The organism is Stenotrophomonas sp. SBJS02 (assembly GCF_020428325.2).
In the GTDB taxonomy this organism is placed as follows: Bacteria; Pseudomonadota; Gammaproteobacteria; order Xanthomonadales; family Xanthomonadaceae; genus Stenotrophomonas; species Stenotrophomonas africana.
On sequence record NZ_CP109812.1, the window covers coordinates 4,467,250 to 4,493,719 of the forward strand.

A 26,470-nucleotide genomic window follows, 5' to 3' on the forward strand; every position below is an offset into this window, starting at 1 on the left:
TCACGTTGCAGAGACTGGTTGCCGCGAAGGAAGAAGGCTGGCTCCAGGCACCTGTCGGAATCCTCCTAGCCACTTCACCAGCAATTCCCGATAGCTCCCCGCAGAGCACCTGCCGCACCATCAAGCGTCTCTTCGCAGGAACCCACACATGAGCCTGGCGCTGGTCCACAGCCGTGCCCGCGCCGGGGTCGATGCCCCACTGGTGCGGGTGGAAGTACACCTCTCTGGCGGCCTGCCTGCCACGCAGATCGTGGGCTTGGCCGAGACCAGCGTACGCGAGTCGCGCGAGCGCGTGCGTGCCGCCCTGCTCTGCGCGCGCTTCGACTTTCCGCAGCGGCGCATCACGTTGAATCTCGCGCCGGCCGACCTGCCCAAGGAAGGCGGCCGCTACGACCTGGCCATTGCACTGGGCATTCTAGCGGCCAGCGGCCAGGTTGATCCGCAGTCGCTGCTTCAGTACGAATTCCTGGGCGAGCTTGGCCTGACCGGTGAACTGCGGCCGGTGGCCGGTGCGCTGCCGGCCGCGATTGCGGCGGCAGAGGCAGGGCGCATTCTGGTGGTGCCACCCGGGAATGCGGCAGAAGCAGCTCTGGCCGAGCACGCTGATGTGCGAGTGGCGCGCACGCTGCTGGAATGCTGCGCTGGGTTGGGGAACCCACGCCTGCTGCCGCCCGTAGAGCGCGTGGACACGACGCCGTTACCGCTGCCCGATTTGGCCGACGTGCGCGGGCAGGCGCACGCACGGCGTGCGTTGGAGGTCGCCGCTGCGGGTGGACACCACCTATTACTGATCGGTAGCCCTGGTTGCGGCAAGACGCTGTTGGCTTCGCGCTTGCCCAGCCTGCTGCCGGACACCGAGGAAGCAGAGGCGCTGCAGCTGGCCGCGATTGCCTCGGTGAGTGGTGAAGGGCTGGACCCGCGGCGCTGGCGGCAACGGCCGTTCCGTTCTCCCCACCACAGTGCGAGCGCGGCGGCGCTGGTGGGTGGCGGCTGTCAATTACAGCTAACCTAGCGACAGTACAGCTAACGGCGCTACCGCTCGCAAACCCCGTCAGCTAAGAGTTCGCGGTCAATTCTGGACCTTCCTACCTGCAACGGTTCGTTTCGGCGTTCCTAGTTCTTGATCTGGATGGCGGCAACCCGAATGTCTGAAACCGTCTCGTCGTACCGTTCGACGAACGTGGCAAACTTCTCTCGATCCAGTTCATAGCTGTGAGCCCAGCGCTCCAATCCCTGGCTGAGGGCGTTGATCAGGCCGATGAACTCGAAATAGAAGATGCTTCCGGTATCAGGCAGTTTGACTTGCGACTGACCTACGCGGAACGAGACACAGCGGACATTTCTCTGCCGGACTTTGCTCGAATTGATGTTGGACATATGGAGCAGTCCATTCCGCAGCTCCCACAGCTCTTCGGCAGTGATCCCTAGCGGCACTAGATCAACGTACTCATTCAGCCAACGCACGAAGGACGGCGGTTCACGGAGATCGCCGAACTCCACGTAGGCCAAGCTGTCGATACAGCTCAACAAGAGCTTCATCGACGACACGAACAGCCCGCCGTTGTAAGTCAGCTTGATCGCAATGAAGTAGTCGTCGTGAATCAAGTCCGTGAATCGAAAGCCATCCTGGGTCGAGTACTTTCTGAGCCAGTCAACCATTAGACCGTGCTCACCGGCAGCTGCCGCAGCATTGTCAACATCGAACTGACCGCTGACAGCAGCGTGATTGAACTTGACTTGGCGATTCACGACAGGGGTGATCAACGCCAGAGCGCCCTCAGTTGCACCAGCATGCGCCATCGCTTCAGCGAGGAGCTCGCGCTCACTGCCCAGTCGACAGCTGGCATTGAACTCGTGCCTGGTAAACGAGCTGGACAGCTTCACTTTGGTAGCGCGCTGGAGGTCACCCTTCAGGTGCTTTTGCAGAAAGCGCCCTCCTTCCTCGTCATCGCCAGTGAGCTCGTACGTGACGTAGCCGACGCGCTCACAACGATCAGCGGGGTCAAAGTACAGATAGAAGTTGTAGATAGTTTCCATGGAACCAGCCTCCTTTGGATCTTCTGTTCATTCGATGCACCCACGCGAAGCGTCAATTTGCCGACGTTGCGTCAAAAACTTGAACCTTACTGCGGTCCTGCAATTAATGATGCTACTGCGTTAAGGTGGCCGACAGTGCGCACTAAAGCCAGTAGAAATGCAGTTTCTAAGATTTCCAGCCGATGACCATCTTTGGGTAGTGAAGTGGTACGACAAGCATCGGCAGATGCATGAGCTCAGCAGATCCGCAAGCGTAGAAGTACTCCTGCAGCGGCTGCCGGGGCTAGACGCGAAGTCGGTGCGCGGAATGTCCCAGGTCGATGTTGGCCAACTTCTGGCCAAGGATAAGGACTCACCGCCGGTCTTCCGCACCGAGCTGCTGGATGCAAGCTCGCTGCCTGCGATTCGCATCGGACATGTCTACCAGTCCGGTCGCCGCGTTGGTGACCTACCCTCGACCACCCTGACGCTGAACATGCCCGGCGGGGAAGGCCTAATGAAAGAGGTACTACTAGGTGACAATCTTGAGAAACCCGCGGGTTGGGCGGACAAGTACAATTTCAGGCTACTCAACCCGTCCCAGTACGAACTGCCATTCCGAGCCTATGACGGCTCAAGGTGCATCGTGCGGCGAGTTCGCCACAAAGGCACGGATCTGGACATTGTCATTCCAAGGACACTGATCGAGCAGTCCTTCTACTATCCGGACTCCTACATGGTAAATGTCGCCGGCAAGGGCGACTGGGATGCTCAGAAGGACGCGCTGATCGTCTTCAGAAAGCTGGACAATGGCCTCGAGACAGCGATCTGTCGGGAGACAGGGACATGGAAGGTGGTCGTGCGTACTCACGTACTGAAGATGCATGCGCCCATGATGGCGTTCTTTGCGCATAGTCCCTACGCACAGGAAAGTGCAAACCTGATCCACACCCTAGCACTTAAGGAGCGGGGCCTGAATCGGTTCGCTCCCTGGCATGCGTCAGGCCGCATCCCTTGGGATCCCGAACTGGGGCCGTTCCGGATGAAGCTGCGGGGATTCCTTCTCAAGGGCAACCGTATGAAGGGATCCGAAACGTTCCTGGCTACGCACATTGCAGGCTGGACGCTCCCAGAACGCACACCTGATATCGAGGATGAGCGGGAGAACAGCGGTCACGAGAGCACGAATGGCACGCAAGACCCAGGGCGGTCACGGGGAGGCAGATCTGAGCGCCGCGGCAATAGCCAGCACCAAATCCAATCCGGGGTGGACGCCGATCCGAACAAGGGCTTCCAGGGCTTCGATACAAGCGCAATCGAGTGGTTGGAGGAGCCCCGTGTCAGGACACAGACCAAGTCTAGCCACATCTCCCCAACTGGAGAGCCGAAAAGCGGATCGGACGACGGCGATGAGTCCAGCCAAGGCTCTACCGGTCCCAATAGCGGACAGACCAACAACCCTGGGAAAGTGACGGTTCGATCGATAGTGCACCCGGGTGCCGCATCCTTTGCGCGCATCGAGAAGGCTTTGAAGGACCTGGAAGAAGAGAAATTCATCACCAGCTTCACCATCTTTGGGCCAGTCGACGCGAGTCAGCGACAAGAGCGAGGCGAAGCCTCGTGCTGGAACTTCCTCCCCAACGAGCTACGTAAGGGCGAAAGTCGCAGCGGCAGGCTACCCACGCGTGGCTGGTTCATCGTCGACCCTCGAGTGCGCCCCCGGCCACGTGCAGCTCTTGTGTTGCGCATCGTCATGGGCGAACACATCCTCTACTGGACCGAAATTGAGCTGCGTTCATCTGAGGCCGGGATGCGCTCTCCGATCCTAGCGAACATTCATGATTCGCTAGCTGATTCGATCATCGACGGTATGCTGCGCAACATCTCCGAGAAGGAGGGCCGCAACCTTGCGTCCATTGCTCGATACGCTGTCGCTGATCAACCGCCTCCAGCCAATGCGACCCTTTTCCAGCACGCCTACGTGTATGAGCATCAGCCCACGGTCAGTGCACCAAGCGCAGCCAGCGATGTCGCTGATAAAGCTGCATCGGCCTCTGTTTCGACCGAACCATGCGCCACGGCCGCCAAGCACACGAAACGAGCGAGCAAAAAGGGCAAAGGCAAGGTCATAACCGGCCTGAACCTAGGTGCCGTCAAGCGAGTTCTGCTACGTGCGGCCGGTGTGGGAGAAGCCTAAGAATGACATGCACGCCACTTCGCAGCGCTCTTACAAGCCACAGCGCTTTGAGCTGGCCGGACGAGCCTAGCGACGAACCTCCGAGCGACGTTCATCAGCTGTTCTCGCAAGATCGCGATAGCCAGGGCTATCTGGCGAGATCTCGTCGGAAAGGCGCCGGATCACGATGCGGCAGCTCAGTTGTAGTCGTACTGCGCTTCCCTGCCGAGCTCGGCGGTCAATCCCCACATGCCCTTTAGTTCCAACCCCTCAATGCTTACTACCTTTTCACCACTAATCTCAGCCAGGAAACTGAACGTAATCTCATCCAGTTCCACTACAGCCTGCCCGTCCACGTGCTGGAGCGGGACAAGCACTTTCTCTTCGCTGTTCCAGGCCGCCGAGTCCCAGTCCGGTGCGCTGTAGCGGACCTCAATCTTTGGCTCGCAGCGACCGAAACCGATGTACTGGCTTGCTTCATCATGGATTCGATAGAGCGACGTTACGGTGACCTCGTCAATGTCTAAGACTCCCAGCACCTCCATCTCCGCATCGTCCTCGTCTCGCGCCTGCACTGGCTCGCCGTAGATCGCGTCGTGCACCGCTCGAGTGAACAGGTCATGGCACTCCTCAAGCCAACTCATCTTCTGCTCACCTTCCGGAATGATGCCAAGTGCCTCAAACAGCTGGGGCATCCTCTTGACCTGGGTGATGTGCTCACTCTGCTCACAGGCATGGGTGAAGTCCCCGTCCAGGGACCAGATGATGAGGGGATCTTCCGGACCGGCCCCATCACTAACTGCGCCAAAAATAAAGGCGTCCGGGAACTGATTCTTCTTTCCCTCAGCGAACATTCCGGTGCTGTGTGTGTACTGGTTCAGCACATCACTGGGTTTGACATTGTCGATACTTAGCACTTCCGCGCGCATACGGCCTCGAATGTGCGCAGTGACGAACTTCCTATGCCTCTCGAAGAAAGAAGCGCGAATCTCATCCTTATCCACGACGGGCACATCGATGCCAAGCAACAGCTTGGCTGACTGACTCAGCGCAGACTTGGTCAATGGCTCCAGTCGCTCGAGGTCAGAGTCGCGAAAGTGCTTAGCTACCTCGATGATCGTCAAGTCGGTACATACAAGCTTTATCAGTTCGTGCTCGATCAGCTCCTCCAGAGTGGAGGCCTCGGCCTTACGGAACCCTTGACCCCAACCAATCCACACATTGGCATCCACGAAAACGCGATATGGGTAGCTAGGCATTGGGAAATCCGAGAACTGAAGAAGCAATCTTCGCACCAGCGCACCAAGGACGCCATATAGGTGCAGCCAACCTGACTCGCACCTTTCTCCCAAATCCGCCGGCAAACGGTGATGAGTGACCTAACCAGTCAGCCTGGGATCAACTCCGCATGGGACGGAGCGAGTACCGACTAGCGCGCGAGCTACAGGAATCCATTGTCCAAGCTGTCCCGGCACAAAGGCTATCTACCTCGAATCCAACACATTCCGAATCAGATCCGGCCGCATGATCGCATCGGCGTCATCCACGCCTTCGCGTGTTCCGGACAGCACTACCGCTGGATCGGGATCCAAGCCCTTTGATCGCATCTCCTTCAAAGTAGCAGAGGCTGATTCAAGGATGCTCCGTTCGCGCACGCTTCGGCACGCGGCCCCTGCGGCAGCGATCACCTCATCCGCGCTCGGGCTCTTCTTTGCGTAGAGCGCGGTGTGCTTCATCATGCAGTCGTAATACACCCTTGATGGAGGCGACATCTTCGATGGGTCGATCGTAAAGCCGCTGAGGGAGGCCCCCAATACGACGGCGTAGGCAACATAGATCAAGGCGGCACCTGCAACTTGTTGGGCACTCCAGGGCTATTCTCGCACGCCCCCATATGGCCGCTAAAGATGCTCTGGCCAGCTGGCATGTTGCGCCGGCCTCCCCAATCAGACTCATATACCTCCTAGCTCCGGCTTGGCTCTTGGCCGTATGACAACGCGGGTCCACTGCAAGGGATCGCCTGTAGAGCATCCTGGTGCGGACTATGTACGGAACCTATGGTTGACTGACTCGATCGCTAGAAGTAGCGTGGACAGATCCGACCGACAGCAACCCGCCGCCCTAGCGGAAAGGTCATCTGTGGAACAGTATGCCGCCCCCATCACCAGTAGATGTTGCTTGTGTGGGTCGAGCGATACGCTCTCAGGGGAACACAAGATAAAGGCGTCTGCTCTCCGATCGATCTTTGGCAGCCAGAGCACTCTGATCGGCCATCCGGGTGGACCATATAGGCATGCACAGAGTCCGAAATCCAAAGCTTTCCACTTTACCTCTCGGCTTTGCGAGCCGTGCAACAGTGCCAGGACGCGCCCCGGGGACCTAGCGTTCGACGAGTTCAATGAAAAAGCTACCAGCCTCTCCCACCAAGGCTTGCAGCCATCCCTTGTCTTCTGTGAGCAAAGATTCAACCCGAACTCAGGACATCTCTACACAGATGTCTGCAGACACTTCGCCAAGCATATGTGCTGTCATCTTGCGGAGATGGGCGCCCCGCCTCTCAGTGGCCTTGCAGATTTCGCCGTTGGTACCAGCTCACGAAACATGATGACCTTGCTAGTTGATCATGATGTGGGATACCAACGCAGGGAGGCGACCCATGCATCCGGTCTCTACGCAGCTCACGGCGGATTGTTAGTGATCGGCAACAGCACCACCCATGCCCCCACCTGCTTCCATTCAACTCTCACATTGGGTCCTGTGCGCTATTGCTATCGGGTATGGCTTGACCAGACCGCGCAAGCCCAACTACTCAATGATCATCCCGAGTTCTATGCGTGGTGCGCTCGTAGGACGGCGGAAACCCTTCAGAACCCAATGAGCAGTGAGGACAGGGAACTATTGGGCGTAGCTCCGCTGCCGACCCCATAGAGATTCGTAACGTGTGATGGCAAGGATCGAGGTTTGTACTTTGACTGCCACGACCTGCGGGCTGGCAGCGTCCCATACTCTTCCACGACAACTGCTTAAGCAGGCAACCCAACTCGACATATGTGGTTGCAGTGGCTGGCACCGGAAGCGCTGCGCCAGCCTGCTGCAGATCTCACATGCAGTGAACTAGAAAGTATCGCTTTGGTCCGAGTCAACTAGGTACGCATACCTGAAGAGGTCCAGATCACTTTCGCTAACCGGGGGGATCTCCTCTAGAACACTGAAGGAAGGACCGAAATACTCAAAGAATTTCCAGGTCTTTTTCGGACTCCAATACTCCTCAACGAGCCTGTCTACCGCCCGCGAAGAATCCAGGCGCTTCTGCAGCTCATGGATGATTCGGAATGGAGCTCTGTGGAAGTGGCTCATCTCCACCCGGTACAGCCTAATGCAACTAGGCGCCACGCCTTGACCTGCGAGAAATAGTGACGATGCAGCGGGGATTTCAGACGCGAACACACACACCCTCCGAGAAGGAAGATGCGATGGCCGCTTGGATTCAAGGACGTTCACCACCGCCGGATAGTATGTCCCAGGGGCGGACGCAGCAACGATTTGACCGGCCGAAAGCGATTTTGAGGTCGCGTGGAAGAGGTCTGGATGTGACGCCGTCATCTGTCGCCCCTCAGCTTGTTTGCAATGAGGCTCCACTTAGCTTCGGGCAATAGATTAGCCCGCGGGCCGCAGCGCATAGACTTGGTCAATGATGATCTTGGCTCTTTCTGCATATTCACTGTATGTCTGCTTGAGGTTGTCTTGAATGATCTTGTGGTTTGCATCGGAAAGCTCTACGAAGGTCAGCCGGTAGAACTCCCGCGACTGATCTACGATGGACTCAAGCAGCGAAATGTTGCGCCGGACCTGTAGAATTTTTGACTGAAAATCGACCTCAAACATCTTCAGCGAGGCAAGACAATGATCAACCAACGGAATGGGGTACTTCTGCAGAAGCGCCGCCTTGGTTTCGGCCGTTGCCATGGCTTGGGATGCAGCTTGTATTTGATCATCGGGGAAGGCCAATAGTTGTTTGGTCAAGCCGAGGAACCTCAGCAATTTCTCCTTCTCCGGCTCCTTCTCTAGCTTGTCCTTCTGCCACTCCAAGTAGGCTCTATCGATCTTTCCGACTGCCCCCATTGTCCTGTAGCAAGCAGGCAAGAGTACTGCCGAGAGCTCCAAGAGCTCATTCTCGACCGCCTCTCTGCTGAGGGCAGCCTCACGCTTTGACCTGATTGCATCTACGATAGCGGGGCTTAAAGTCCCAAGCAGCCAGCCCAAGACCAAGATGAGAATGCTCTGCAGCGGGTGTTCCATGGCACCTCCGGCCAGTTCAATCACTTAAAAAGTCACTAATGTTAGTGCGGCCCACTGAGACTGCCTTCGATGAAGCCCATTTCTCTTCATCGCATTGAGGTTGTGCGGGCGCGACACAGCCTACAATGGCCCAGCAGACTGAAGGCAGCAATGCGCTTTGCCTTCAGCTCATTTCATAACTCCGCTTGCAGGGCGTCGCCGCCGAACTCTACACGTGCGACCCGAAGAACCCGCGCCGGATCATCGATCAGCGCGCTAGCTGGTGCCGCGCCATCGAGCAACGCATGCGGCGAGAGAAACCACTCAGCTTCGCCCCAGCCGGTGGTTAGACGCAGCCCATTCGGCTCTCGCTGGAAAGGGCCCGATTCGCGCAACACGCCCAGGATTCCACTCAAGTGGGCTACGAGCTGGCCATCCGCACGAAGTTGCCAGGGCGGAAAGCGATAGCTGGGTACCGGATCCGCCACGTAGACACCCAACAACCGCCCCTCACGGCGCAGCTTACCTGGAGACTCGCCTGCGCTGCTGCGCTTCCATCCCAGATTCTATTGTGCGCCCAGTATCCGCTTGAGCACGATCCGCCCCCCCTCCAAAGCCCAATGATGCACCGCACAAGGCGATGAGAGTAAGGCAGCCCTCGCCTTGGGGTAGCATTGGGAGGGTCACCTCAAGGCAATCGCCATGCGCACGTCTTTTGCCAAGAACGATCCCAAGCTTGCAGGGCCGGCACGTCAGGGGTTCCACCAGATCGCCACAGCATGGTGCCTGACGGAGATGGAGCAATCTGCGCTGCTTGGGCAGCCGGCTGCCTCGGCGTTCTTGGCATTGGAGGCCGGTGTAGCGGATGACAGCTCGCACGAGACGCTGGTGCGATTGAGCTACCTGATTGGGATCTACCGGCTGTTGCACACCATATTTACCGATCCCCAGCCGGCAGACAGCTGGGTACGCCGCCTTAACAGCGCATCACTCACGAGGGATACGTCCTGATAGCTTGGCGTGTGGCAGAGAGTCCAGCAGGTAGTCCTTGGAAGATGGCGAAGTCCTTGCTTGCAGCACCGAGATGGCCGCCATGCAACTGGCTGATGCCCGAATTCAGCCTGGCCGGGCGACTCATGGTCCCAGCCGGGGTCCTTGGGGGGCTACTGGGACCAGCTCGGGCGGAGATGGCTCAAGCCCTGAATGGGAAGACTCACGTTGATTCAATTCTTCCCTCCACTAGGCCGGGCCGGCGCTTTGGAAGATGGCAACGCGGCTACGGATGCGCCGAGACCCAGAGTCACCTAAGGCGGCGCCTGGTCAGCAGGTCATGGGGGTACCACCCCGGGAAGTTCAGCCTGGAAGTCTTCATGGAGGGGGATCACCATGGCGCCACCTCCACCTTGGATCCCATTCATGAAACAGATGACTTCTACTCCGCACGCGGTGATCTTCCCCGCCGGCAACGATACCTACCATGCCATCCGTTCCATCAACGAGTTTGGCGAGCTGGCCCATGCCGCTGCCTACGCGAGTCAGCTTATGGCAGACGGCAAGGCTCAGCACGCCGACGAAGCGCTGATGCAAGCAATTGCCGAACTGCGGCGCATTCGCTATGCGAAAGAAGGCTACGCACCCAACAAGAAGGCCCGCTATGCGCTCAAGAAGCATGCGGACTCCCTCACGGCGGTGCCCTGCCTTCAAGATTCGATGGCCCAGTTGCCCGACACCGAGGATTCTGAACAATGACGGCCTGGCACGGTTCACTCCCCGGCTCCGCGGTCGAATCTGATACGCGGCGGTCGCTTGGCTCGTATATGGTCGACATTCTGGGGTTGCCGGCACAGTCTAAGGCGCAACTGGATGAGCAGTTTCAACGGTTCCCCGGTGAGGCAGAAGCTGTTGTCGACGTGCTAAGGCAGATGAGCGTAAGAGACTCCACCGGCTCGTCCGGGTGGATGGGTAGCCGGCATTGGAAGCGAGCTACCCAGTCGTCTCGCACTGCCGCCCCTTTTACATCTGACACCAGCAGCCGACTAGTCTCCAAGGGATTAGCTAGCCACACGCAGGGCTTTCTATCCTATGGAGCCGCGGAGCACGGGTTGAACGCACTCGCAGGGCGGCGCGTTCTCTGTGCTCGGCTTCAGAAGTGCCTGCTTGTTGAGCAGTACAAGCCGCTGCTCAACTGGGTAGATGATCCAGATGCTTTTGCCCGCACGTCGATCAACGCCTTTCAGTTGCCATCCACTGGCGGTGCGCAGAATCTGGCGGCGGATTCTGCGCTCGGCACGTCTTTCTACTGGATAGACGGCACGCTGCAAGGGCTCATCGATCATTTGACCCTGGTATGGCGGGAGGGTCATGCAGCGGAAGAGCGGTCAACCACACCTGCCGCTGAGTTGGACAGAATTGCTGAGGAAGCGTACGAACGTATCAAGCAGGTGCTCGATTTAGCCGCGCAGCATGGAGCAAAGAAGGTCGCCACCGATAGCTTGTCACTAAGGTTTGCCGCCGCAGTCTCGGCGAACCGGGGCGCAGATGAACTGTGGAGCCGTTGCGATATGGAGCTCAAAGCACTTCAAGACGCTGAGACGCTCCTGGGGCAGTTGATCAAAGCGAAGTTGGGGCAGGTACCTGAGCAGTTCCAGCATCGGCCTGCCGTCGATGTGGAGGAGCACCTGGCAACATGGCTAACCAACCAATTTGGACCAGCTGGTGAGCTTGTCGACCCAGAAAACGGAATACGACCGATGACGCATGCCGATATCGCCACCGCCGTCGCCCTGAGCGGGGTGCTGCAGCGGGACTACGTCGCAAAGCAGAGTGTGGGAGAGCGCGGCTTGAATGCCTTCTGCCAATACGGCGGGGCCGAGGTTCGCTTCGTGTTTCTTATCGCGCTGCTGGCTTCCTACGAACTAAAGAGCAGGGTGTCCGAAGAGTTCACTGGGAGTAACAACCCGACCAAGGCGGTGTTTCCATTCAAGAACAAGCCTGGATTCGCAGAACCTGGTGCACTGTCGCTGCACGCGGCTGCATCGATCGAAAGAATGGTCGCGCTTATCCACCGCTCTGTCGGAGTCGGCTGGAAGTTTGACGTCGCCGCGCTTCGTGAACACGCCGAAGCTAAGGTGCGCCGGTTGGACTACCAAGCCCGCCTACTCCAATATGCAGTTGATGGACGACCTGCATCAGAAATTTACGGAATTTACGACTTCCTGACCAAGGTGGCATCCGGAGCCCTACGGTCGGCAGACTACAAGGAGCAGGGGGTGTAATGAGCTAGCTGCACTTGCTCCTTTCAGATCTGCCGGTCCTGCTCAATCCCTCCGTGGGTATGACTCTGCTTTGAGGGATCAGTCCTGCTGTAGCAAACGAGAGCAGAAGCGTGCCTACTTGGAGCGACAAGTAACCCGTCGCTCTATGAAGCCGTTCCTGCGTGCTACGACCTCTACCAGCCCTGGCGCCAGCTAGACCGCCTCGATCGCCAGCGAGGAGGGTTATGGCCGGTGGAACTTTGCCGACCAAGCGGTGTGCTGCACTCCTTCTCCGAGCTGGTTGAACTTGATCAGGAAGCTTCAGCGTGAAGCTGGTTGGCCCAACTCAGATGAGCCGCGCACGCTTCTTCCCTGCAAAGGAGCGTCGCCTGAGCACTAGTGGGAAGTGAGTTTCGCCCCAAGAGCGTAGCCACGAACGCTCAGGACGCCTCCGAAGACGACCGCACAGCGCTATGCCAGCGTATAACGGCCTCCCGCAAAGCAGGCGGGCATTTCACTACCTCGTCCAGCGAGACGATGCACCATCGGCCCTCCCTCTTCTCCGGCCACCAAACACCGGAACTGATCGCCCGTAGGGGAATCTGGAAGGCAATAGCGACAGCCTTCTGAAGATCCTCCAACGCCGCATCATCTCCAGCCACCTTGAGCTTCTTCATCAGACTGCGCAGCTGAACCACGGGCTTGGGCTCCGGAGCGTTTTTGCGAGGGCACCGCGGCATCCCTATGTGATGATCAAGCTCCTCGCGCGCAAAGCGGATCAACGAACTTAGATTGGCCTTGCTACCTGGCACCTTGTCCAAATGAAGCCGTAACTTCTGCTCATCCAGCTGGACAAGAGAGCTGATACCTGCCGAACGCATGAGACCGGCCGCTGCCGAAAGGTATATCCTCCGGGTTCGCACCGGCCTGCCCTTCTGAATCAGCCAGCGATTGAACTGAAACAATTCTTCACCGTGTTGGTTGCTCTCTGCTTCCTGCAGGATGGCCTGTACTCTGGAAGCCGCCCATGCCCGGCAGCAGGCGCGTGGCGCGCTCAATGCCCATCTGCAACCAGCGGCGCTGCGGGCCTGTACCCGACTGAGCGAGGGCGATCAGGATCTGTTGGAGCAGGCCATCGAGCGTCTGCAGCTATCCGCACGGGCGATGCACCGGATTCTGCGGGTGGCGCGCACGATTGCGGACCTGGCGGGTTGTGAAACGATCCAGACGGCGCATCTGGCTGAGGCGATCGGTTACCGGCAGTTGGACAGGGGAAAGCCTTAGAAGCACCAGTTGGAGAGGACGTTGGTAGAGTCGACTGTTAGTCGACTCGCGCGCGAAGCGCGGATTTCTGCGGAGCCGATGAGTAGAGCAGTCGACTGACAGTCGACTCTACCAAGAGCAGGTCATGGCAGCGGATGGGTCAATGCCAGAGCGGGTCACGGCAGCGGGCAACCAAAGCGGGTCATGGTCGCCCGGCGACGCCAAGGGCGTCTCCCCGCACATCACGCCGCGGAATCCACCCGCCCACGCTTCGCCAGCAACGCCACCCGACGGCTGACCAGCGCGTGCAGCTCCGCCAGCTCCGACGCCCGGTCAGCCGTCATGTTCCCGCCGAACAGCACCCGCGACAGTCCCGCCGCCTCGCTGTCGTCCGGGTGCTGCCAACGGTCCCGGTACACCTTCTGGCAGACCAGCCAGGCCTGACGCAGCCCACCGCCGGGCAGCGGGCGGACCACGCGTTCGTAGACCTGCCAGAACTGGTATTCGGCCCGCAGGTCGATTGCAGGCGCCACGGACAGCGCCTGCTGGGGCCGTCCTGGGCCCCGGATGCCGAACAGCGGGGTTCGCGGGTTGTACTGAGCCATGCCGACAGGATGGCCCAGCAACATTGTGGGAACCTTGCGTCTTCGCCAGAAAATCCCTGTTGTTTGCGCAATGCGGGTTTGTAGGCGGGTTTTGGGGGTCAGAGCCCTTTGCGTGCAAAGGGATCTGACCCCCGATTACGGGATGGCTGCGGGGTCGGATCTCTTTGCGCAGCAAAGAGCTCTGACCCCACCTCTCGTTGCCTCAGAACGCCATCGAGGTGCTGAACATCAGCTGCCGGGGGGCGCTGCGCTGCAGGGTCTGGTAATCCCCCGAGAACGACGAGCCGGCGATGGTGGCGGTGCCGATGTTGTGGCGGTTGAACAGGTTGCTCACGTCCAGCCGCAGCTCGAGCCCCGGCACCGCACTGTCCACACCGAAGCGGTAGGCGGCATAGGTGTTGACCTGCCAGAAGGTCGGCACGCGGATGTCGTTCTCGTAGGTGAAAGGCTGGCGCAGGTAGGAGGTGCTGGTGGCACCGAAGCGCCAGTCGCCGAAATGCGCCGACAGGTCGCTGACCAGCGAGATCTGCGGGTAGCCCGGCTGGGCGTTGCCCTTGATCGGGTACACCGTATCGCCCACCACGAAATCACTGTCGTAGTACGAACGGGCCACGGCCACACCTTGGTAGAACTGCAGGTGGTCGGTCAGGTCGGCGGTGATGCCGAGGTCAGCACCGATCACGTGCATCTTCGGCATCAGCCGCACGGTGTTGATCTGCGCGAACTGGGTGCCGATGGCCGCCGACAGCAGGCGGTTGCGGATGTCGTTGTAGAACACGTCGCCGGTGATCGTCAGCCGGTCGAAGCGATGCGACGCGCCCACGGTCAGGTTCCAGTTCTTTTCCGGGCGCAGCGTGCCGGCCACGCGGTCGAACTCTTCCTGGTCGGTGATGGTCCACGCCGAGGCGGTGTAGCCGATGTTGCCGCGCTGGGCCACGCGATAGCCGTTCATGGTGTTGGCCAGGTCGATGAAGGCATCGGTGGATTCGGTCGGGCTCCAGAACAGCGAGACGTGCGGCAGGAAGTTGCTTTTCGCGCGCAGCGTTCCGTTCACCGGCCGGTCCTTGGCATCACCCAGGCCGCCACCGCTGGTGCGGAAGTCCACGGCCTTGAAGCCGACACCCAGCTTCAGCGTGTCGTTCAGCACGATGTCGTCCTGCAGGTAGAACTGGCGCGAGCGGGTCACCCAGCTCGATGCGTTGTCGGTCTTGAACGCGGGGCCATACACATCGAACGGACCGGTGGCCTTCAGCGGCGGGCCCTCGCCCAGCAGCGGCTGCTGGTACCACTCGGTCTTGGCCGCGGCCTTGCTCTTCTCCTGCCAGAAGCCAGCAGTGAAGGTGTGCGCGCCGGTCTCGAACTGCAGGTTGACCATGCCGCCCAGGCGATTCACACGCGGCGTCTGCACCTGTTCGGAGAACGGTGCGCCGTTGGGCGACGGCACGGTCGGGTCGGTCAGCGTGGCCTGGGTGTGGCTGTTGGCGTTGTACAGCTGCACGTTGCCGCTCAGGGCCGGGGTGATCTGGAAGCGATGGTTGATCGAGGACACGCGGTCGCGGGTGATCTGGCCGGTGTCGTACGGGATCAGTTCGGACAGCTCACCGCAGGTGTAGGCACCGCAGGATTTGTCGGCGTTCTCCGGCGAGGCCACGTACCAGGCCCACGCATAATCCGGATAGAAGATGTCGGCCTTCCAGCCCAGCTTGCGGATCATGTCGAAGGAGATGTTGTTGTAACCCCAGACCTTGGCCTTGCTGTCGGACAGGAAGACGGTGAAGTCACCCCAGGCGACATCCTGCTGCAGCTTCAGGTCGCCGCGCAGGAAGTTCTGGGTGCCCTCACCCTGGTACTTGTCGGCCGATACACGCTGCAGGTCGACCAGCACCTTCGGGCCGTGCTCACCGAGCTGGCCGCTCTGCCCGGATACGGTGGTGACCAACGTGTTGTTGCTGCCCACGCCCTGCTTCACGCGCAGGCTGGGCGTGTCCTGCAGGTCGCGCAGGCGGTACTCCAGGCTGCCGCCGTTGACGCTGCTGGAGAACACGCTGACCGGTGCGCCGCCGGGGCTGACCGTGATCGCGCCGATGCCATCGGGTACGCCCACGTTCACCACGCTGGTGCCGGTGAGCGAGAGGAAACCGTTGTCGTTCAGCGGCACGCCTTCGAAGGTGATGCCCATTTCGTTCATGCGGAAGCCGCGCACGAACAGGCTGGTGGCGGAGATATCCAGACCCAGCCCGTCGGTGGCGGTGTAGCTGGCACCCGGCACCTGCTTGAGCATGGCCAGGCCGTTGTTACCGGTGACCATCGCGTCGAGGTCTTCGGCCTTGATGATGTACCGGTTGGGGCCGACCACCTGGGTCGGTGCAACGGCGGCGCCGCGCGGCGTGGCGATCACCTGCAGCGCGTTCAAGGTGGTGGGGGTGTCATGTGATGCGTCGTGGGTATCGGCGGCATACGCAGGTGCGGCGATGGCCGTGATGATGGCCAGGGCGAGACGCGTCGTGGGTGGGGTGTTCATGGGCAGATCCAGGGTGCAGGGAGAGAGCGGCGCAGGCGCACGCCCAGCGCGTTGCAGCACCGGTGTCGGCGCCCTGGCTGGCGGTGCGATTGCGTTGAGGGAGTGACAGCGCAGTGCGCGCCGGTCAGTGGCAGAGGAAGACGATCCTCTGCCTCAGGATTCGATGGCGTGATTTCGACGTGCGGAATTCTTGCATCGCACTGCCGCATTCGCCATTGCACCGTGGTACAGCGCCGATGGCGGTGGGGATGGGTTGGCTATACGTGGGTATAGCCCCGGCGTGGTGGAGGCCGAGCTTGGTCGGCGCTTGCCGTCTGCGTGTGCCAACCAAGGTTGGCAACCACCTTGGGCGGATGGGGCGTGGTGGGGGCCGACCTTGGTCGGCGCGTGCCGTTTGCGTGTGCCAACCAAGGTTGGCACCTACCGGGGCAGCTGGACGCGCGGTTACTGCAGGACGAAACGCTCAATGGCGCGCGCCACGCCTTCATCGGCATTGCTCGTGGTTTCAAAACGCGCCACCGCCTTCACCGCGTCGATGGCATTGCCCATCGCCACGCTGGTACCGGCGTACTGCAGCATGGTCAAGTCGTTTTCCTGGTCGCCGATCGCCATCACGTTGGCGCGGTCGATGCCCAGGTGCTCGGCCAGCTTCTGCAGGCTGGGGCCCTTGCCGGCACGGTGGTCGAACACTTCCAGGAAGAACGGTGCGCTCTTCATTACCGCGAAGCGCTCGGTCAGTTCGCTGGGCAGGCGCGCGATGGCGGCATCCAGCACGTCCGGCGCGTCGATCATCATCAGCTTGATGAAGGACATCGATGGGTCCATGTCTTCCACGCGACGGTAGGAAAGCGGCATCCGCGAGAGATGCGAGTCGGCCACGGTGTAGTAGCTGATGTCCTGGTTGGGCGTATACATGCGCTGGCTGTCCAACGCCTGGAAATGCACACCCAGTTCGCGGGCCACCTGCTCGCAGAACAGGAAGTCGTCGAAGCTGAGCGGATACTCGACCACGGTTTCGCGCGTGCCGATGCGCTGCACCAGGCCGCCATTGCAGGCGATGCAGTAGTCGTCGTCGCCGGTGATGCCCAGCTCATGCAGGAACGGCGCCAGGCCGGGAACCGGGCGGCCACTGGTCAGCACGATATGCACGCCCAGCGCGCGCGCCTGCGCGATGGCCTTCCTGGCGCGTGGGGTGAGCTGGTGCGACGGGTCCAGCAGGGTGCCATCCATGTCGATGGCGACCAGTTCGATGGTCGATTGCCTGCGGCCCATGTCCATTGCGTTCAACTCATGCGGGGCACGCCAGTTTACCCCCTCATGCCCGGTTCACCTCTTTGCCCACGTTGGCCGGGATACTGCAGGAGCCTGTGCGTCCCCCACCGCAGGACGGCCCGCTGACCGCCCTTCCCTGGAGAACCTTGCGACGCATGACCTACCGTGCCCCCGAAACCAACGACAGCGCGCCCCTGGCCCAGCAGATCGAGCAGATGATCGACGAGCTGCCCGGCGACCAGGTGAGCGTCGGCACCCTGCTCAGCGCGCTGGGCGATGAGGGCCTGCTGCTGATCGTGATCCTGCTCTCGGCCATCTTCATCATTCCCGTGTCGATTCCCGGGCTCAGCACGGTGTTCGGCGCCTCGATCCTGCTGATCGGCCTGAGCCGGGTGCGCAACCGCCCGCTGTGGGTGCCGCAGAAGCTGGCGCGCCGCGAGATCGCCACCGACAAGCTGAAGGCCAACCTGGGCCGTGCGCTGAAATGGGTGCACCGCATGGAGCGGCTGTCGCGGCCGATGCGGCTGGCGGTGATGGTGCGCTCGAAGAAGATGATGCGCCTGAACAACCTGATGCTGGTGTTTGCGACCCTGCTGCTGATGGCGCCGGCTGGGCCGATTCCCTTCAGCAACACGTTGCCGGCGCTGGCGCTGATGTCGTTTGCGATTGGCTTCATCCAGCGCGATGGTGCGGCGGTGGCAGCCGGTTACGGTTTCGTGGTGGCCACGGTGGTGTACTTCGGCGTGCTGCTGGGCGGCGTGGGGTTTGCTGCCGAGTCGGTGTTCAGCGGGTTCCGCAGCAGTACTGCGGAACTGTAGAGCCGAGCCCATGCTCGGCTGCTCTTCGACCTGTACGCGGAAACCCCGCGCTGCGCGCGTAAGCCGAGCATGGGCTCGGCTCTACAGAACTACTTGGCTGAGACCCGCCACACCACGTCGCCCACGTCGTCGGCCACCAGTAATGCACCCTCGGCATCCATCGCCATGCCCACCGGTGCGCCCATCAGGGTCTTCTCGTCCTTCGAGGCGAAACCGCTGACCACGGTCTGCGGCCGCCCGGTCGGCTTGCCGTCCTTGAACGGTACGTAGACCACTTCGTAGCCGCTCAGTGGTGAACGATCCCAGCTGCCGTGTTCGCCGATGAAGGCACCACCGTGGTACTGCGCCGGCAGCGCCTGGCCGGTGTAGAACAGCAGGCCCAGCGGTGCCACGTGCGAGCCGATGGCGTAGTCGGGCGTAATGGCCTTGGCCACCAGATCCGGCCGCTGCGGCTGCACGCGTTCGTCCACGTGCTGGCCGTAGTAGCTGTAGGGCCAGCCGTAGAAGCCATCCTCCTTCACCGAAGTGAGGTAATCAGGTACCAGGTCGGCACCGATCTCATCGCGTTCGTTCGCTATCGCCCACAACGTGCCGGTGCTCGGCTCCCAGTCCAGCCCGGTCGGGTTGCGGATGCCTGACGCAAAGATGCGGCTGCCACGGGTGGCTACGTCCACCTCCAGCACGACCGCGCGGCGGTATTCGACGGCCAAACCATTTTCGGTGATGTTGCTGTTGGAGCCGACGCCCACGTACAGCTTGCTGCCATCGCGGCTGGCCAGCAGTTCCTTGGTCCAGTGGTGGTTGATGGTGCTGGGCAGGTCGGTGAACTCGCGCCCCTTGTCGGACATGCGGGTTTCGCCGGGCACGTAGTGGTACTGCATGATGTTGCCGGTGTTGGCCACGTACAGCGTGTCACCGATCAACTGGATGCCGAACGGCGAATGCAGGCCTTCAATGTAGACGTGCTGGGTCCAGGTGTTCGTTCCCGGCGTGCGGCGCAGCAGGGTGACCCGGTTGCCGCCCTTGCCGGCCTTGCCCGAGCGCGCCTTCACCTTGCCAGCAATCCACTGCTTGGGCGTGGTGACCGGTTCTTCGCCGGGGCCGTTGCCTTCCACCACCAGCACATCGCCGTTGGGCAGGGTCAACAGCCGCCGCGGATGCTGCAGGTTGGCGGCGATGCGCTCGATCTTCAGGCCCTCGGCCACCGTGGGCGACTGGCCGTCGGCCCAGCCGACGCCCTTGGGCACCTGCATCGGCGGCATCAGGAAGTTGGCCGGCTTGGGCAGTGGTGGCTGCGGTCCCGACTGGTCGGTGGGGTGGTATTCGGCCTTGCCCGCGCAGGCCGACAGGGTGACGGCCAGCGCCAGCGCGGCGACGGTGGGCAGGATGTGCTTAGCCATGACGACCTCCCTGCAGCACCGGCGGCTGCAGTGACAGCAGGATCAGGCCCAGGGCGATCAGGGCCACGGTCAGCGCCGACAGGATCGTGCCCGGCACAGCAACGGCATACGCATCGCGGCTGTGCACGAAGGCGTTCCAGATGGCCAGCACCACGGCGACCAGATTGAGGAAGAAGTCGATGCGGTCGATGCGGGTGGCCGTGCCGTTGCGGCGCCAGACCGCGAACAGGTTGATCAGGCGCGGCACGATGGCGATCAGCAGGCCGAAGGTGATCAGCCAGGCGGCGGCCTTGCCCCACATCACCTCGGCGCTGTTGAGGTAGATCGCGTCGAAGATCAGGGCACCGACGAAGAAGCCGAAGGGTATCGGGTTCAACAGGCTGAACAGCGTGGTGCCGAGGCCGCGATGGGCCTGGGCGAGCGGATTGACCATCATCGTGCTCCATGCGGAAGGGTGCACGGGCTGTAGTAGCACAGCGTGATGTGAGGGCGCGCGATGATGCTGGGTAGATTCGCGCCATGCGTGGATACGCGTGCCAACCAAGGTTGGCACCTACCAGATGCAGGCCGCTGCAGCCGTCATTACCCCATGGCATAAGCGTTTGTGACGCAATTGGCACATCTGCAGATTGCTTGTGTGAAGAGGTAGGGAGTTCTTCGTTGTGTCGCGTTTGGCTCGTTGCGATGGGGCAGATCCGCCCCGCCGTCCTGCCATGCCGATTCACAACAGAAGGATTCGTGTATGAAGCGACACACGCAACGCACCGCGCCACCGCGCTCCGCGCGCCTGGCCCTCGCCACTGCCCTGGTGCTGGGCAGCCTGGCCGCCACCGCCCAGGCTCAACAGGCTGATCCGCTGGCGGGTATCCAGTGGCACCTGCTCAACACCGGGCAGACGGTCCCGGCTGACACACTGCCGGTGGCCGGCAACGACCTGAACGTGGATGGTCTGTTCCGCAATGGCATCCGTGGCCAGGGCGTCACCATCGCCATCGTCGATGATGGCCTGCAGATCGCCCATCCGGACCTGGCGGCCAACGTGGCCGCTGTAGCCGGCAAGAACTTCACCAACGGCTCGAACAACCCCACCCCGACCAACCCGGATGTCGACAACCACGGCACCATGGTCGGTGGCATCGCCGGCGCGGTGGGTGCCAACAACCTGGGCGTGCGCGGTGTGGCCCCGGCGGCAACGCTGAAAGGCTTCAACCCGATTTCGCGCTCAGCCCTGGGCAACCAGCAGAGCAACATCGAGTACGCCTGGTGGGACGGCGCGGAGTCGGCCGACGTGCAGGTGTTCAACAACAGCTGGGGCGCCGGCCCGGGCAATCCGAACCTGCCGCTGGCGTACAGCGAAAACACGATTCGTTCGTACGAGCAGGCACTGTCGGGCACGCGTGGTGGCCGCGGCGGCATCTACGTGAAGTCGGCCGGCAACAACTTCAACAATGCCTCGATCAGCCAGACCCAGGATGTCTGCACCACCGACACCAAGAACCGCAACACCGGCTGCGTCCCCGCCGGACGCGATCCGCGCAACAACCTGTTCAACGTGATCACCGTAGGCGCGGTGCGCGCCGATGGCGTGCGCTCGTCGTACTCCTCCACCGGCTCGGCCCTGTGGGTGTCGGCCTTTGGCGGCGAGTACGGCCTGCAGGCACAGTACGCCCCCGGCCTGGTGGCGCGCGCCTACGACCCGGCCATCGTCACCACCGACGTGACCGGGTGCGCGCAGGGCAGCAACAAGAACACCAACCGCCAGAACACGCTGGACAGCAACCTGTCGGCCATCGACAGCACCTGCAACTACACCGCCAAGATGAACGGCACCTCGGCGTCAGCGCCGATGGTCTCGGGCGTGGCGGCACTGGTGCTGGAAGCCAATCCGAACCTGTCCTATCGCGATGTGAAGTACATCCTGGCCACCACCGCCACCCGCAACCACCCGAACCAGCCGGCGGTGACGCTGGCCGATGGGCGCACGCTGGTGCCAGGCTGGACGGTGAATGCGGCCAACCGCGCCTACAGCAACTGGTACGGCTTCGGTGTGGTCAACGCTGCGCGTGCAGTGCAGGTCGCCGAGAACTTCCAGTCGCTGGGACCGCTGGTCGACAGCGGCTGGCGCAACACCACGCGCACCGTGGCCATCGGCAACACCTCGGCCGCCGCCGCACGCCTGACCTTCCAGTTGGCCAATGGCGCGCGCAACATCGAAAGCGTGCAGCTGGGCTTCCGGGTCAACCACCGCAACACGCGCCAACTGCAGTTCGTGCTGGTGTCGCCCAGCGGCACTCGCAGCGTGGTGCAACCGGCGTTCACCGCGATCGGTTCGGGCACGGGCGGCGCGCAGAGCAACTTCACCAGTTGGGACCTGCTGTCCAGCAATGCCTTCCTGGATGAGAATGCCAGCGGCACCTGGACGCTGGAAGTGACCGACATGGGGCAGGCCGCGACCGCTGCATCGCGTGGCAACCTCGAATTCTTCAAGATCCGCGTTCTGGGGCACTGATGATGAAGACCACCATTCTGTTGAGCACGCTCGCCTTCGCGGCGATGACCTCCCCTGCCTGGGCACAGAGCTCGGGGCAGACCCCTCCAGCCAGGACCCTGTCGACCGTGGATGCGCAGGAACTGAAGGCGTCCGCTACCGGCCGCTCGTTCGATGTGGGCGGCACGCGCTTCCAGCTGTCTCCCTCGACCACCGTGAAGCAGGCCAGCGGCGGTCAGTTCACCATCACCCCGCAGGCGGCGGCGACCGCCAGCTCGCGTGCCAAGCGTTCGCTGGATGGCGCAGCGGCCGCGCCTGCTGATGCCGGTGCCGGCAAGTTCGCGGCGGCGGTGTCCCGTGACGGCGCGCCGGTGGTGGCGACGTCGCGGGTCAAGGTGTTCTTCACCGACGCAGCATCGGCCCAGCGTGCGGCTACCGCCACCGGCGGCACCGTGGTGAAGGTGTCGAAGGCTTCGGGCCAGGCCATCGTGGAGTACCCGTCGGTGAACGCGGCGCTGGATGCGACCACCAAGCTGCTGTCCACCGCCGGTATCCGCGCCACCGAGCCGGACGTGGTGCAGTGGGAAGAGACCAAGTAAAGCGTTGAGTGGTGCCCCGGCCGGTTGGCTGTCCTGGCCGGCCGGGGATTGATGTCAGGGTGTGCCGACCAACGGTCGGCACCCACCGGATTCATGCATCACGTGTCGACCAACGCTCGGCACCCACCGCGGTGGAGGTGACGTCAGCGCGCGGCGAGTGTGTCGCTGTGCTTGAGGCTGCAGCTGGCCAGTGCGTCGTTGCCGGCGGCCGGATGACCAGGTTCGAGCAGCAGGCGCTGCACGTCCGAGAACAGCTTTTCCACCGGCATGCCATACGGCGCGAACAGGCGCAGGCGGCCCTGGCGGTCGAACACGTAACCGCCCGCGATGTGGCTCATGGTGTAGGTATCCGGTACCTGGCCGGGCTCCTTCTCGTAGAACGCCTTGAAGTCGCTGGCCATCGCGGCCAACTGCGCTTCGTTGCCAACCAGTGCGATCGCCTTGGGGTCGAAGGCTTCCACATAGGTCCGCGCCACCTCCGGCGTATCACGCGCCGGGTCGACGCTGACGAACACCACCTGCAGCTGGTCGGCATCCTTGCCCATCAGGTGCTTCACCTGGCTCAGCTCGACCATCGTGGTCGGGCACACGTCCGGGCAGCTGGTGAAACCGAAGAACAGATAGGTCACCTGCCCCTGCAGGTCCTTCGGGCCACGCACGGTGCCGTGGCTGTCGGGCATCGACCACTGCTGGCCAAGTTCTTCGCAGGCGATGTCCTTGGAGTAGAAGTCCATGCGCGACTGCGCGCTGCAGCCAGCCAGCAGGCCGAGCAGCAGGCCTGCGGCCAGCCGCAGGCCACGATGGGGGAACGCAATGCCTATCACGGTTCGCAGGCTCAGTTGATCATCATGTGGTAGTGCATGCTCCAGATGATCCACACCGACAACGCGACGATGATGAACAGGATCACCAGGGTGAACACGAAGCTGGCCAGGTTCCAGCCACCTTCGGACTTGCGATCCATGTGCAGGAAATAGACCAGCTGCACCAGGATCTGCGCCACTGCGAAGCCGACCAGCAGGAACAGCGTGAGCGGCCGCGACAGCACCGGGTTCATCACCAGTGCGAACGGCACCACGGTCAGCAGCGCGCACAGCACGAAGCCGATCAGGTAGGACTTGATGGAGCCGTGCGCATTGCCGGCGCGCGAAGTTTCGACGTGGGCCATGTCAGAAGGCTCCGATCAGGTAGACGAAGGTGAAGACGCAGATCCACACCAGGTCCAGGAAGTGCCAGAACAGGCTCAGGCACGACACGCGGGTGATGTTGGTCGGGGTCAGGCCACGGCGGTAGACCTGGTGCATGACCACTGCCATCCAGATCAGGCCGCTGGCCACGTGCAGGCCGTGGGTGGCGACCAGCGCGAAGAACGCCGACAGGTAGGCACTGGTGCTGGGACCTGCGCCTTCATGGATCAGGTGCGAGAACTCGTAGATCTCCATGCCGATGAACGAGGCACCGAGCACGAAGGTCACGCCCAGCCAGCGCAGCACCGCCGAGGTGTCGTGGCGATGCATCGCCAGTACGGCCTGGCCGTAGGTGATGCTGGAGACCAGCAGCAGGAAGGTCTCGGCCATCACGAACGGCAGCGAGAACAGCTCCTTGCCGGTGGGGCCGCCGGCGTAGGCGGTGCTGAGCACCGCGTACGAGGCGAACAAGGAACCGAACAGCACCAGGTCGGACATGAGGTAGACCCACATGCCGAACACCTTCATGCCGCCCTGTTCGTGGCCATGGTCGTGTTCGTGGTGGTCCTCGTGCGCCTGCGTGTCGCTGGCCAGCTCGGGGCGGGTCAACAGGTTCATGCGCGTACCTCCTTCAGCTTGGCAAGGCTGGCCGCTTCGGTGCGCGCCACCTCTTCGGAACTGACGTAGTAGTCCACGTCCTCGTCGTAGGACCGGACGATCAGGGTGACGATCATCGCGATGAAGCTGGCCGCGGCCATCCACCAGATGTGCCAGACCAGGGCGAAGCACAGCACCAGGATCCAGATGTTGAGGATCAGCGGCACGCCGGTGTTCTTCGGCATGTGGATCGGTGCGTACTTCTTCGGCGGCGGCGGCAGGCCGCGCTTCTTCGCTTCGTGGAAGGCGTCCAGCTCATCGGCCTTGGGCACCACGGCGAAGTTGTAGAACGGCGGCGGCGACGGCGTGGCCCATTCCAGCGTACGTGCGTTCCACGGGTCGCCGGTCAGGTCCAGATTGCGCTTGCGGTCACGCACGCTTACGTAGATCTGCACCAGCATCAGGATGATGCCCGCGAACACGAACAGTGCACCGATGAAGGCAGCGATCAGGTACGGCGTCCACGCCGGGTTGTCGTACTGGTTCATGCGACGGGTCATGCCCATGAAGCCGAGCATGTACAGCGGCATGAAGGCCAGGTAGAAGCCGATCACCCAGCACGCGAACGACCACTTGCCCAGGCGCTCGTTGAGGGTGAAGCCGAACACCTTCGGGAACCAGTAGGCGAAGCCGGCCAGGTAGCCGAACAGCGCGCCGCCGATGATGGTGTTGTGGAAGTGCGCGACCAGGAACAGGCTGTTGTGCAGCAGGAAGTCCGCGCCCGGGATGGCCAGCAGCACGCCGGTCATGCCACCGATGGTGAAGGTGACCAGGAAGGCGATGGTCCACAGCATCGGTACGCTGAACTCGACGCGGCCGCCGTACATGGTGAACAGCCAGGTAAAGATCTTCACACCGGTGGGAATGGCGATGATCATCGTCATGATGCCGAAGAAGGCATTGACGCTGGCGCCGGAACCCATGGTGAAGAAGTGGTGCAGCCAGACGATGAACGACAGGATGCCGATCGCCAGCGTGGCGCCCACCATCGACTTGTAGCCGAACAGCTTCTTGCGCGCGAACGTGGCGGTCACTTCAGAGAAGATGCCGAACGCCGGCAGCACCAGGATGTACACCTCCGGATGGCCCCAGGCCCACACCAGGTTCACGTACATCATCGGGTTGCCGCCCAACGTGTTGGTGTAAAAGTTGAAGTCCAGGTAGCGGTCCAGGGTGAGCGCACCCAGTGCCACGGTCAGGATCGGGAAGGCGGCGATGATGATCACGCTGGTGACCAGCACGGTCCAGGTGAACACCGGCATCTTCATCAGGGTCATGCCCGGCGCACGCATGCGCAGGATGGTGATGAACAGGTTGACGCCGGTCAGCAGCGTGCCGATGCCCGAAGCCTGCAATGCCCAGATGTAGTAGTCCACGCCGACGCCTGGACTGAACTCGATGCCCGACAGCGGCGGATAGGCGACCCAACCGGTCATGGCGAATTCGCCAACGCCCAGGGAGATCATCATCAGCGCGGCGCCGACCACGAAGATCCAGAAGCTGAAGGCGTTGAGGAACGGGAACGCCATGTCGCGCGCGCCGATCTGCAGCGGCACGATGATGTTCATCAGGCCGACCACGAACGGGGTGGCCACGAAGAAGATCATGATCACGCCGTGTGCGGTGAAGATCTGGTCGTAGTGCTCCGGTGGCAGGAAGCCATCACTGCCCGGGCCAGCCGCTGCCAGCTGCGCGCGCATCATCAGCGCATCGGCAAAGCCACGCACCAGCATGACCAGCGCCACCACCACGTACATGATGCCGATCTTCTTGTGGTCCACGGTGGTGAACCAGTCACGCCACAGCGGGCCCCACAGCTTGAAGTACGTCACCGCGCCCAGCAGCGCGAGGCCACCCAGCACCATGGCCGCCAACGTGACCACGACGATCGGCTCGTGCAGCGGCACGGCCTCCCACGTCAATTTACCCAACATGT

Annotated in this window: 21 protein-coding genes and 2 pseudogenes; 9 read left to right on the forward strand and 14 right to left on the reverse strand. The window is 61.9% G+C overall.

Annotation, left to right across the window (positions count from 1 at the left end):
- Positions 1 to 148: 148 nt before the first annotated feature.
- Positions 149 to 991: pseudogene (locus FQS62_RS20645) on the forward strand (magnesium chelatase domain-containing protein); the annotation flags it as partial.
- A 122-nt stretch (positions 992 to 1,113) separates the two neighbouring features.
- Here the strand turns inward: FQS62_RS20645 and FQS62_RS20650 are convergent.
- Positions 1,114 to 2,037: a hypothetical protein gene (locus FQS62_RS20650; protein WP_208043433.1), complete on the reverse strand. Its 924-nt coding sequence runs from the start codon at positions 2,035 to 2,037 to the stop codon at positions 1,114 to 1,116.
- A gap of 307 nt (positions 2,038 to 2,344) precedes the next feature.
- Between FQS62_RS20650 and FQS62_RS20655 the strand changes: the two genes are divergently transcribed.
- Positions 2,345 to 4,213, forward strand: a complete 1,869-nt coding sequence (locus FQS62_RS20655; protein ID WP_208043434.1) for a hypothetical protein — start codon at positions 2,345 to 2,347, stop codon at positions 4,211 to 4,213.
- 176 nt (positions 4,214 to 4,389) lie between these two features.
- On the opposite strand, the gene FQS62_RS20660 is transcribed toward FQS62_RS20655, so the two are convergent.
- The 3 genes from FQS62_RS20660 to FQS62_RS20670 form a co-directional block, all read right to left on the reverse strand.
- Positions 4,390 to 5,424, reverse strand: coding sequence for a PIN domain-containing protein (locus FQS62_RS20660; RefSeq protein WP_268923061.1), 1,035 nt, complete (start codon positions 5,422 to 5,424; stop codon positions 4,390 to 4,392).
- A gap of 252 nt (positions 5,425 to 5,676) precedes the next feature.
- The gene (locus tag FQS62_RS20665) at positions 5,677 to 6,033 is read right to left on the reverse strand and encodes a hypothetical protein (protein ID WP_208043436.1); all 357 of its coding nucleotides are present in this window, start codon (positions 6,031 to 6,033) and stop codon (positions 5,677 to 5,679) included.
- 1,816 nt (positions 6,034 to 7,849) lie between these two features.
- Positions 7,850 to 8,491, reverse strand: coding sequence for a hypothetical protein (locus FQS62_RS20670; RefSeq protein WP_208043437.1), 642 nt, complete (start codon positions 8,489 to 8,491; stop codon positions 7,850 to 7,852).
- Positions 8,492 to 9,172: 681 nt separating this feature from the next.
- Between FQS62_RS20670 and FQS62_RS20675 the strand changes: the two genes are divergently transcribed.
- From FQS62_RS20675 to FQS62_RS20685, 3 genes are all read left to right on the forward strand, one after another.
- Positions 9,173 to 9,481, forward strand: coding sequence for a hypothetical protein (locus FQS62_RS20675; protein ID WP_208043438.1), 309 nt, complete (start codon positions 9,173 to 9,175; stop codon positions 9,479 to 9,481).
- 405 nt (positions 9,482 to 9,886) lie between these two features.
- Positions 9,887 to 10,219, forward strand: coding sequence for a hypothetical protein (locus FQS62_RS20680; protein ID WP_208043439.1), 333 nt, complete (start codon positions 9,887 to 9,889; stop codon positions 10,217 to 10,219).
- Positions 10,220 to 10,572: 353 nt separating this feature from the next.
- Positions 10,573 to 11,745 (forward strand): hypothetical protein, encoded by a 1,173-nt coding sequence (locus FQS62_RS20685; RefSeq protein ID WP_208043440.1) that lies wholly within the window; start codon positions 10,573 to 10,575, stop codon positions 11,743 to 11,745.
- Between the two features lie 419 nt (positions 11,746 to 12,164).
- On the opposite strand, the gene FQS62_RS20690 is transcribed toward FQS62_RS20685, so the two are convergent.
- Positions 12,165 to 12,401, reverse strand: coding sequence for a hypothetical protein (locus FQS62_RS20690; RefSeq protein ID WP_208043441.1), 237 nt, complete (start codon positions 12,399 to 12,401; stop codon positions 12,165 to 12,167).
- A 337-nt stretch (positions 12,402 to 12,738) separates the two neighbouring features.
- Here FQS62_RS20690 and FQS62_RS20695 point away from each other — a divergent pair.
- Positions 12,739 to 13,008 (forward strand): annotated as a pseudogene (locus FQS62_RS20695) (ATP-dependent protease); the annotation flags it as partial.
- A gap of 221 nt (positions 13,009 to 13,229) precedes the next feature.
- Here FQS62_RS20695 and FQS62_RS20700 read toward each other — a convergent pair.
- The 3 genes from FQS62_RS20700 to yidA form a co-directional block, all read right to left on the reverse strand.
- Positions 13,230 to 13,616, reverse strand: coding sequence for a hypothetical protein (locus tag FQS62_RS20700; RefSeq protein ID WP_208043442.1), 387 nt, complete (start codon positions 13,614 to 13,616; stop codon positions 13,230 to 13,232).
- A gap of 178 nt (positions 13,617 to 13,794) precedes the next feature.
- Positions 13,795 to 16,113, reverse strand: coding sequence for a TonB-dependent receptor (locus tag FQS62_RS20705; protein ID WP_208043443.1), 2,319 nt, complete (start codon positions 16,111 to 16,113; stop codon positions 13,795 to 13,797).
- Positions 16,114 to 16,557: 444 nt separating this feature from the next.
- Positions 16,558 to 17,391, reverse strand: a complete 834-nt coding sequence (gene yidA, locus FQS62_RS20710) for a sugar-phosphatase (RefSeq protein WP_208043444.1) — start codon at positions 17,389 to 17,391, stop codon at positions 16,558 to 16,560.
- A gap of 149 nt (positions 17,392 to 17,540) precedes the next feature.
- On the opposite strand from yidA, the gene FQS62_RS20715 reads away from it, so the two are divergent.
- Positions 17,541 to 18,203, forward strand: coding sequence for an exopolysaccharide biosynthesis protein (locus FQS62_RS20715; protein ID WP_049444347.1), 663 nt, complete (start codon positions 17,541 to 17,543; stop codon positions 18,201 to 18,203).
- 89 nt (positions 18,204 to 18,292) lie between these two features.
- On the opposite strand, the gene FQS62_RS20720 is transcribed toward FQS62_RS20715, so the two are convergent.
- Positions 18,293 to 19,603, reverse strand: a complete 1,311-nt coding sequence (locus FQS62_RS20720) for a PQQ-dependent sugar dehydrogenase (protein WP_208043445.1) — start codon at positions 19,601 to 19,603, stop codon at positions 18,293 to 18,295.
- A complete protein-coding gene (locus FQS62_RS20725) occupies positions 19,596 to 20,036 on the reverse strand; it encodes a DUF2231 domain-containing protein (RefSeq protein ID WP_041863928.1) in 441 nt (146 codons plus the stop codon). Before FQS62_RS20725 ends, FQS62_RS20720 begins: the two co-directional genes overlap by 8 nt.
- Before the next feature lie 309 nt (positions 20,037 to 20,345).
- Between FQS62_RS20725 and FQS62_RS20730 the strand changes: the two genes are divergently transcribed.
- Entirely contained in the window at positions 20,346 to 22,112 is a 1,767-nt protein-coding gene (locus FQS62_RS20730) for a S8 family serine peptidase (protein WP_154349798.1), read from the forward strand.
- The gene (locus FQS62_RS20735) at positions 22,112 to 22,690 is read left to right on the forward strand and encodes a hypothetical protein (RefSeq protein WP_049444341.1); all 579 of its coding nucleotides are present in this window, start codon (positions 22,112 to 22,114) and stop codon (positions 22,688 to 22,690) included. Before FQS62_RS20730 ends, FQS62_RS20735 begins: the two co-directional genes overlap by 1 nt.
- Positions 22,691 to 22,833: 143 nt before the next feature.
- On the opposite strand, the gene FQS62_RS20740 is transcribed toward FQS62_RS20735, so the two are convergent.
- The 4 genes from FQS62_RS20740 to cyoB are packed head-to-tail and all read right to left on the reverse strand — an operon-like array spanning position 22,834 to position 26,468.
- Positions 22,834 to 23,514: an SCO family protein gene (locus FQS62_RS20740; RefSeq protein ID WP_208043446.1), complete on the reverse strand. Its 681-nt coding sequence runs from the start codon at positions 23,512 to 23,514 to the stop codon at positions 22,834 to 22,836.
- Between the two features lie 11 nt (positions 23,515 to 23,525).
- Positions 23,526 to 23,858, reverse strand: coding sequence for a cytochrome o ubiquinol oxidase subunit IV (gene cyoD, locus FQS62_RS20745; RefSeq protein ID WP_208043447.1), 333 nt, complete (start codon positions 23,856 to 23,858; stop codon positions 23,526 to 23,528).
- 1 nt (position 23,859) lies between these two features.
- Entirely contained in the window at positions 23,860 to 24,495 is a 636-nt protein-coding gene (gene cyoC, locus FQS62_RS20750; RefSeq protein WP_005414759.1) for a cytochrome o ubiquinol oxidase subunit III, read from the reverse strand.
- On the reverse strand, positions 24,492 to 26,468 hold the full coding sequence (cyoB, locus tag FQS62_RS20755; protein ID WP_014038802.1) for a cytochrome o ubiquinol oxidase subunit I: 1,977 nt from the start codon (positions 26,466 to 26,468) through the stop codon (positions 24,492 to 24,494). The genes cyoC and cyoB overlap by 4 nt, the downstream gene beginning before the upstream one ends.
- Between the last annotated feature and the right edge of the window lie 2 nt (positions 26,469 to 26,470).

Excerpts from the sequence above, each read along its gene's own strand:
- FQS62_RS20730 (WP_154349798.1), top strand. The coding sequence starts at position 20,346 with ATGAAGCGACACACGCAACGCACCGCGCCACCGCGCTCCGCGCGCCTG.
- FQS62_RS20680 (WP_208043439.1), top strand. The coding sequence starts at position 9,887 with ATGAAACAGATGACTTCTACTCCGCACGCGGTGATCTTCCCCGCCGGC.
- FQS62_RS20720 (WP_208043445.1), bottom strand. The coding sequence starts at position 19,603 with ATGGCTAAGCACATCCTGCCCACCGTCGCCGCGCTGGCGCTGGCCGTC.
- FQS62_RS20655 (WP_208043434.1), top strand. The coding sequence starts at position 2,345 with ATGTCCCAGGTCGATGTTGGCCAACTTCTGGCCAAGGATAAGGACTCA.
- cyoB (WP_014038802.1), bottom strand. The coding sequence starts at position 26,468 with ATGTTGGGTAAATTGACGTGGGAGGCCGTGCCGCTGCACGAGCCGATC.
- FQS62_RS20700 (WP_208043442.1), bottom strand. The coding sequence starts at position 13,616 with ATGTTGCTGGGCCATCCTGTCGGCATGGCTCAGTACAACCCGCGAACC.
- FQS62_RS20675 (WP_208043438.1), top strand. The coding sequence starts at position 9,173 with ATGCGCACGTCTTTTGCCAAGAACGATCCCAAGCTTGCAGGGCCGGCA.
- FQS62_RS20715 (WP_049444347.1), top strand. The coding sequence starts at position 17,541 with ATGACCTACCGTGCCCCCGAAACCAACGACAGCGCGCCCCTGGCCCAG.
- FQS62_RS20690 (WP_208043441.1), bottom strand. The coding sequence starts at position 12,401 with ATGAAGAAGCTCAAGGTGGCTGGAGATGATGCGGCGTTGGAGGATCTT.
- cyoD (WP_208043447.1), bottom strand. The coding sequence starts at position 23,858 with ATGGCCCACGTCGAAACTTCGCGCGCCGGCAATGCGCACGGCTCCATC.
- cyoC (WP_005414759.1), bottom strand. The coding sequence starts at position 24,495 with ATGAACCTGTTGACCCGCCCCGAGCTGGCCAGCGACACGCAGGCGCAC.
- FQS62_RS20725 (WP_041863928.1), bottom strand. The coding sequence starts at position 20,036 with ATGGTCAATCCGCTCGCCCAGGCCCATCGCGGCCTCGGCACCACGCTG.
- FQS62_RS20735 (WP_049444341.1), top strand. The coding sequence starts at position 22,112 with ATGATGAAGACCACCATTCTGTTGAGCACGCTCGCCTTCGCGGCGATG.
- FQS62_RS20670 (WP_208043437.1), bottom strand. The coding sequence starts at position 8,491 with ATGGAACACCCGCTGCAGAGCATTCTCATCTTGGTCTTGGGCTGGCTG.
- FQS62_RS20650 (WP_208043433.1), bottom strand. The coding sequence starts at position 2,037 with ATGGAAACTATCTACAACTTCTATCTGTACTTTGACCCCGCTGATCGT.
- yidA (WP_208043444.1), bottom strand. The coding sequence starts at position 17,391 with ATGGACATGGGCCGCAGGCAATCGACCATCGAACTGGTCGCCATCGAC.
- FQS62_RS20705 (WP_208043443.1), bottom strand. The coding sequence starts at position 16,113 with ATGAACACCCCACCCACGACGCGTCTCGCCCTGGCCATCATCACGGCC.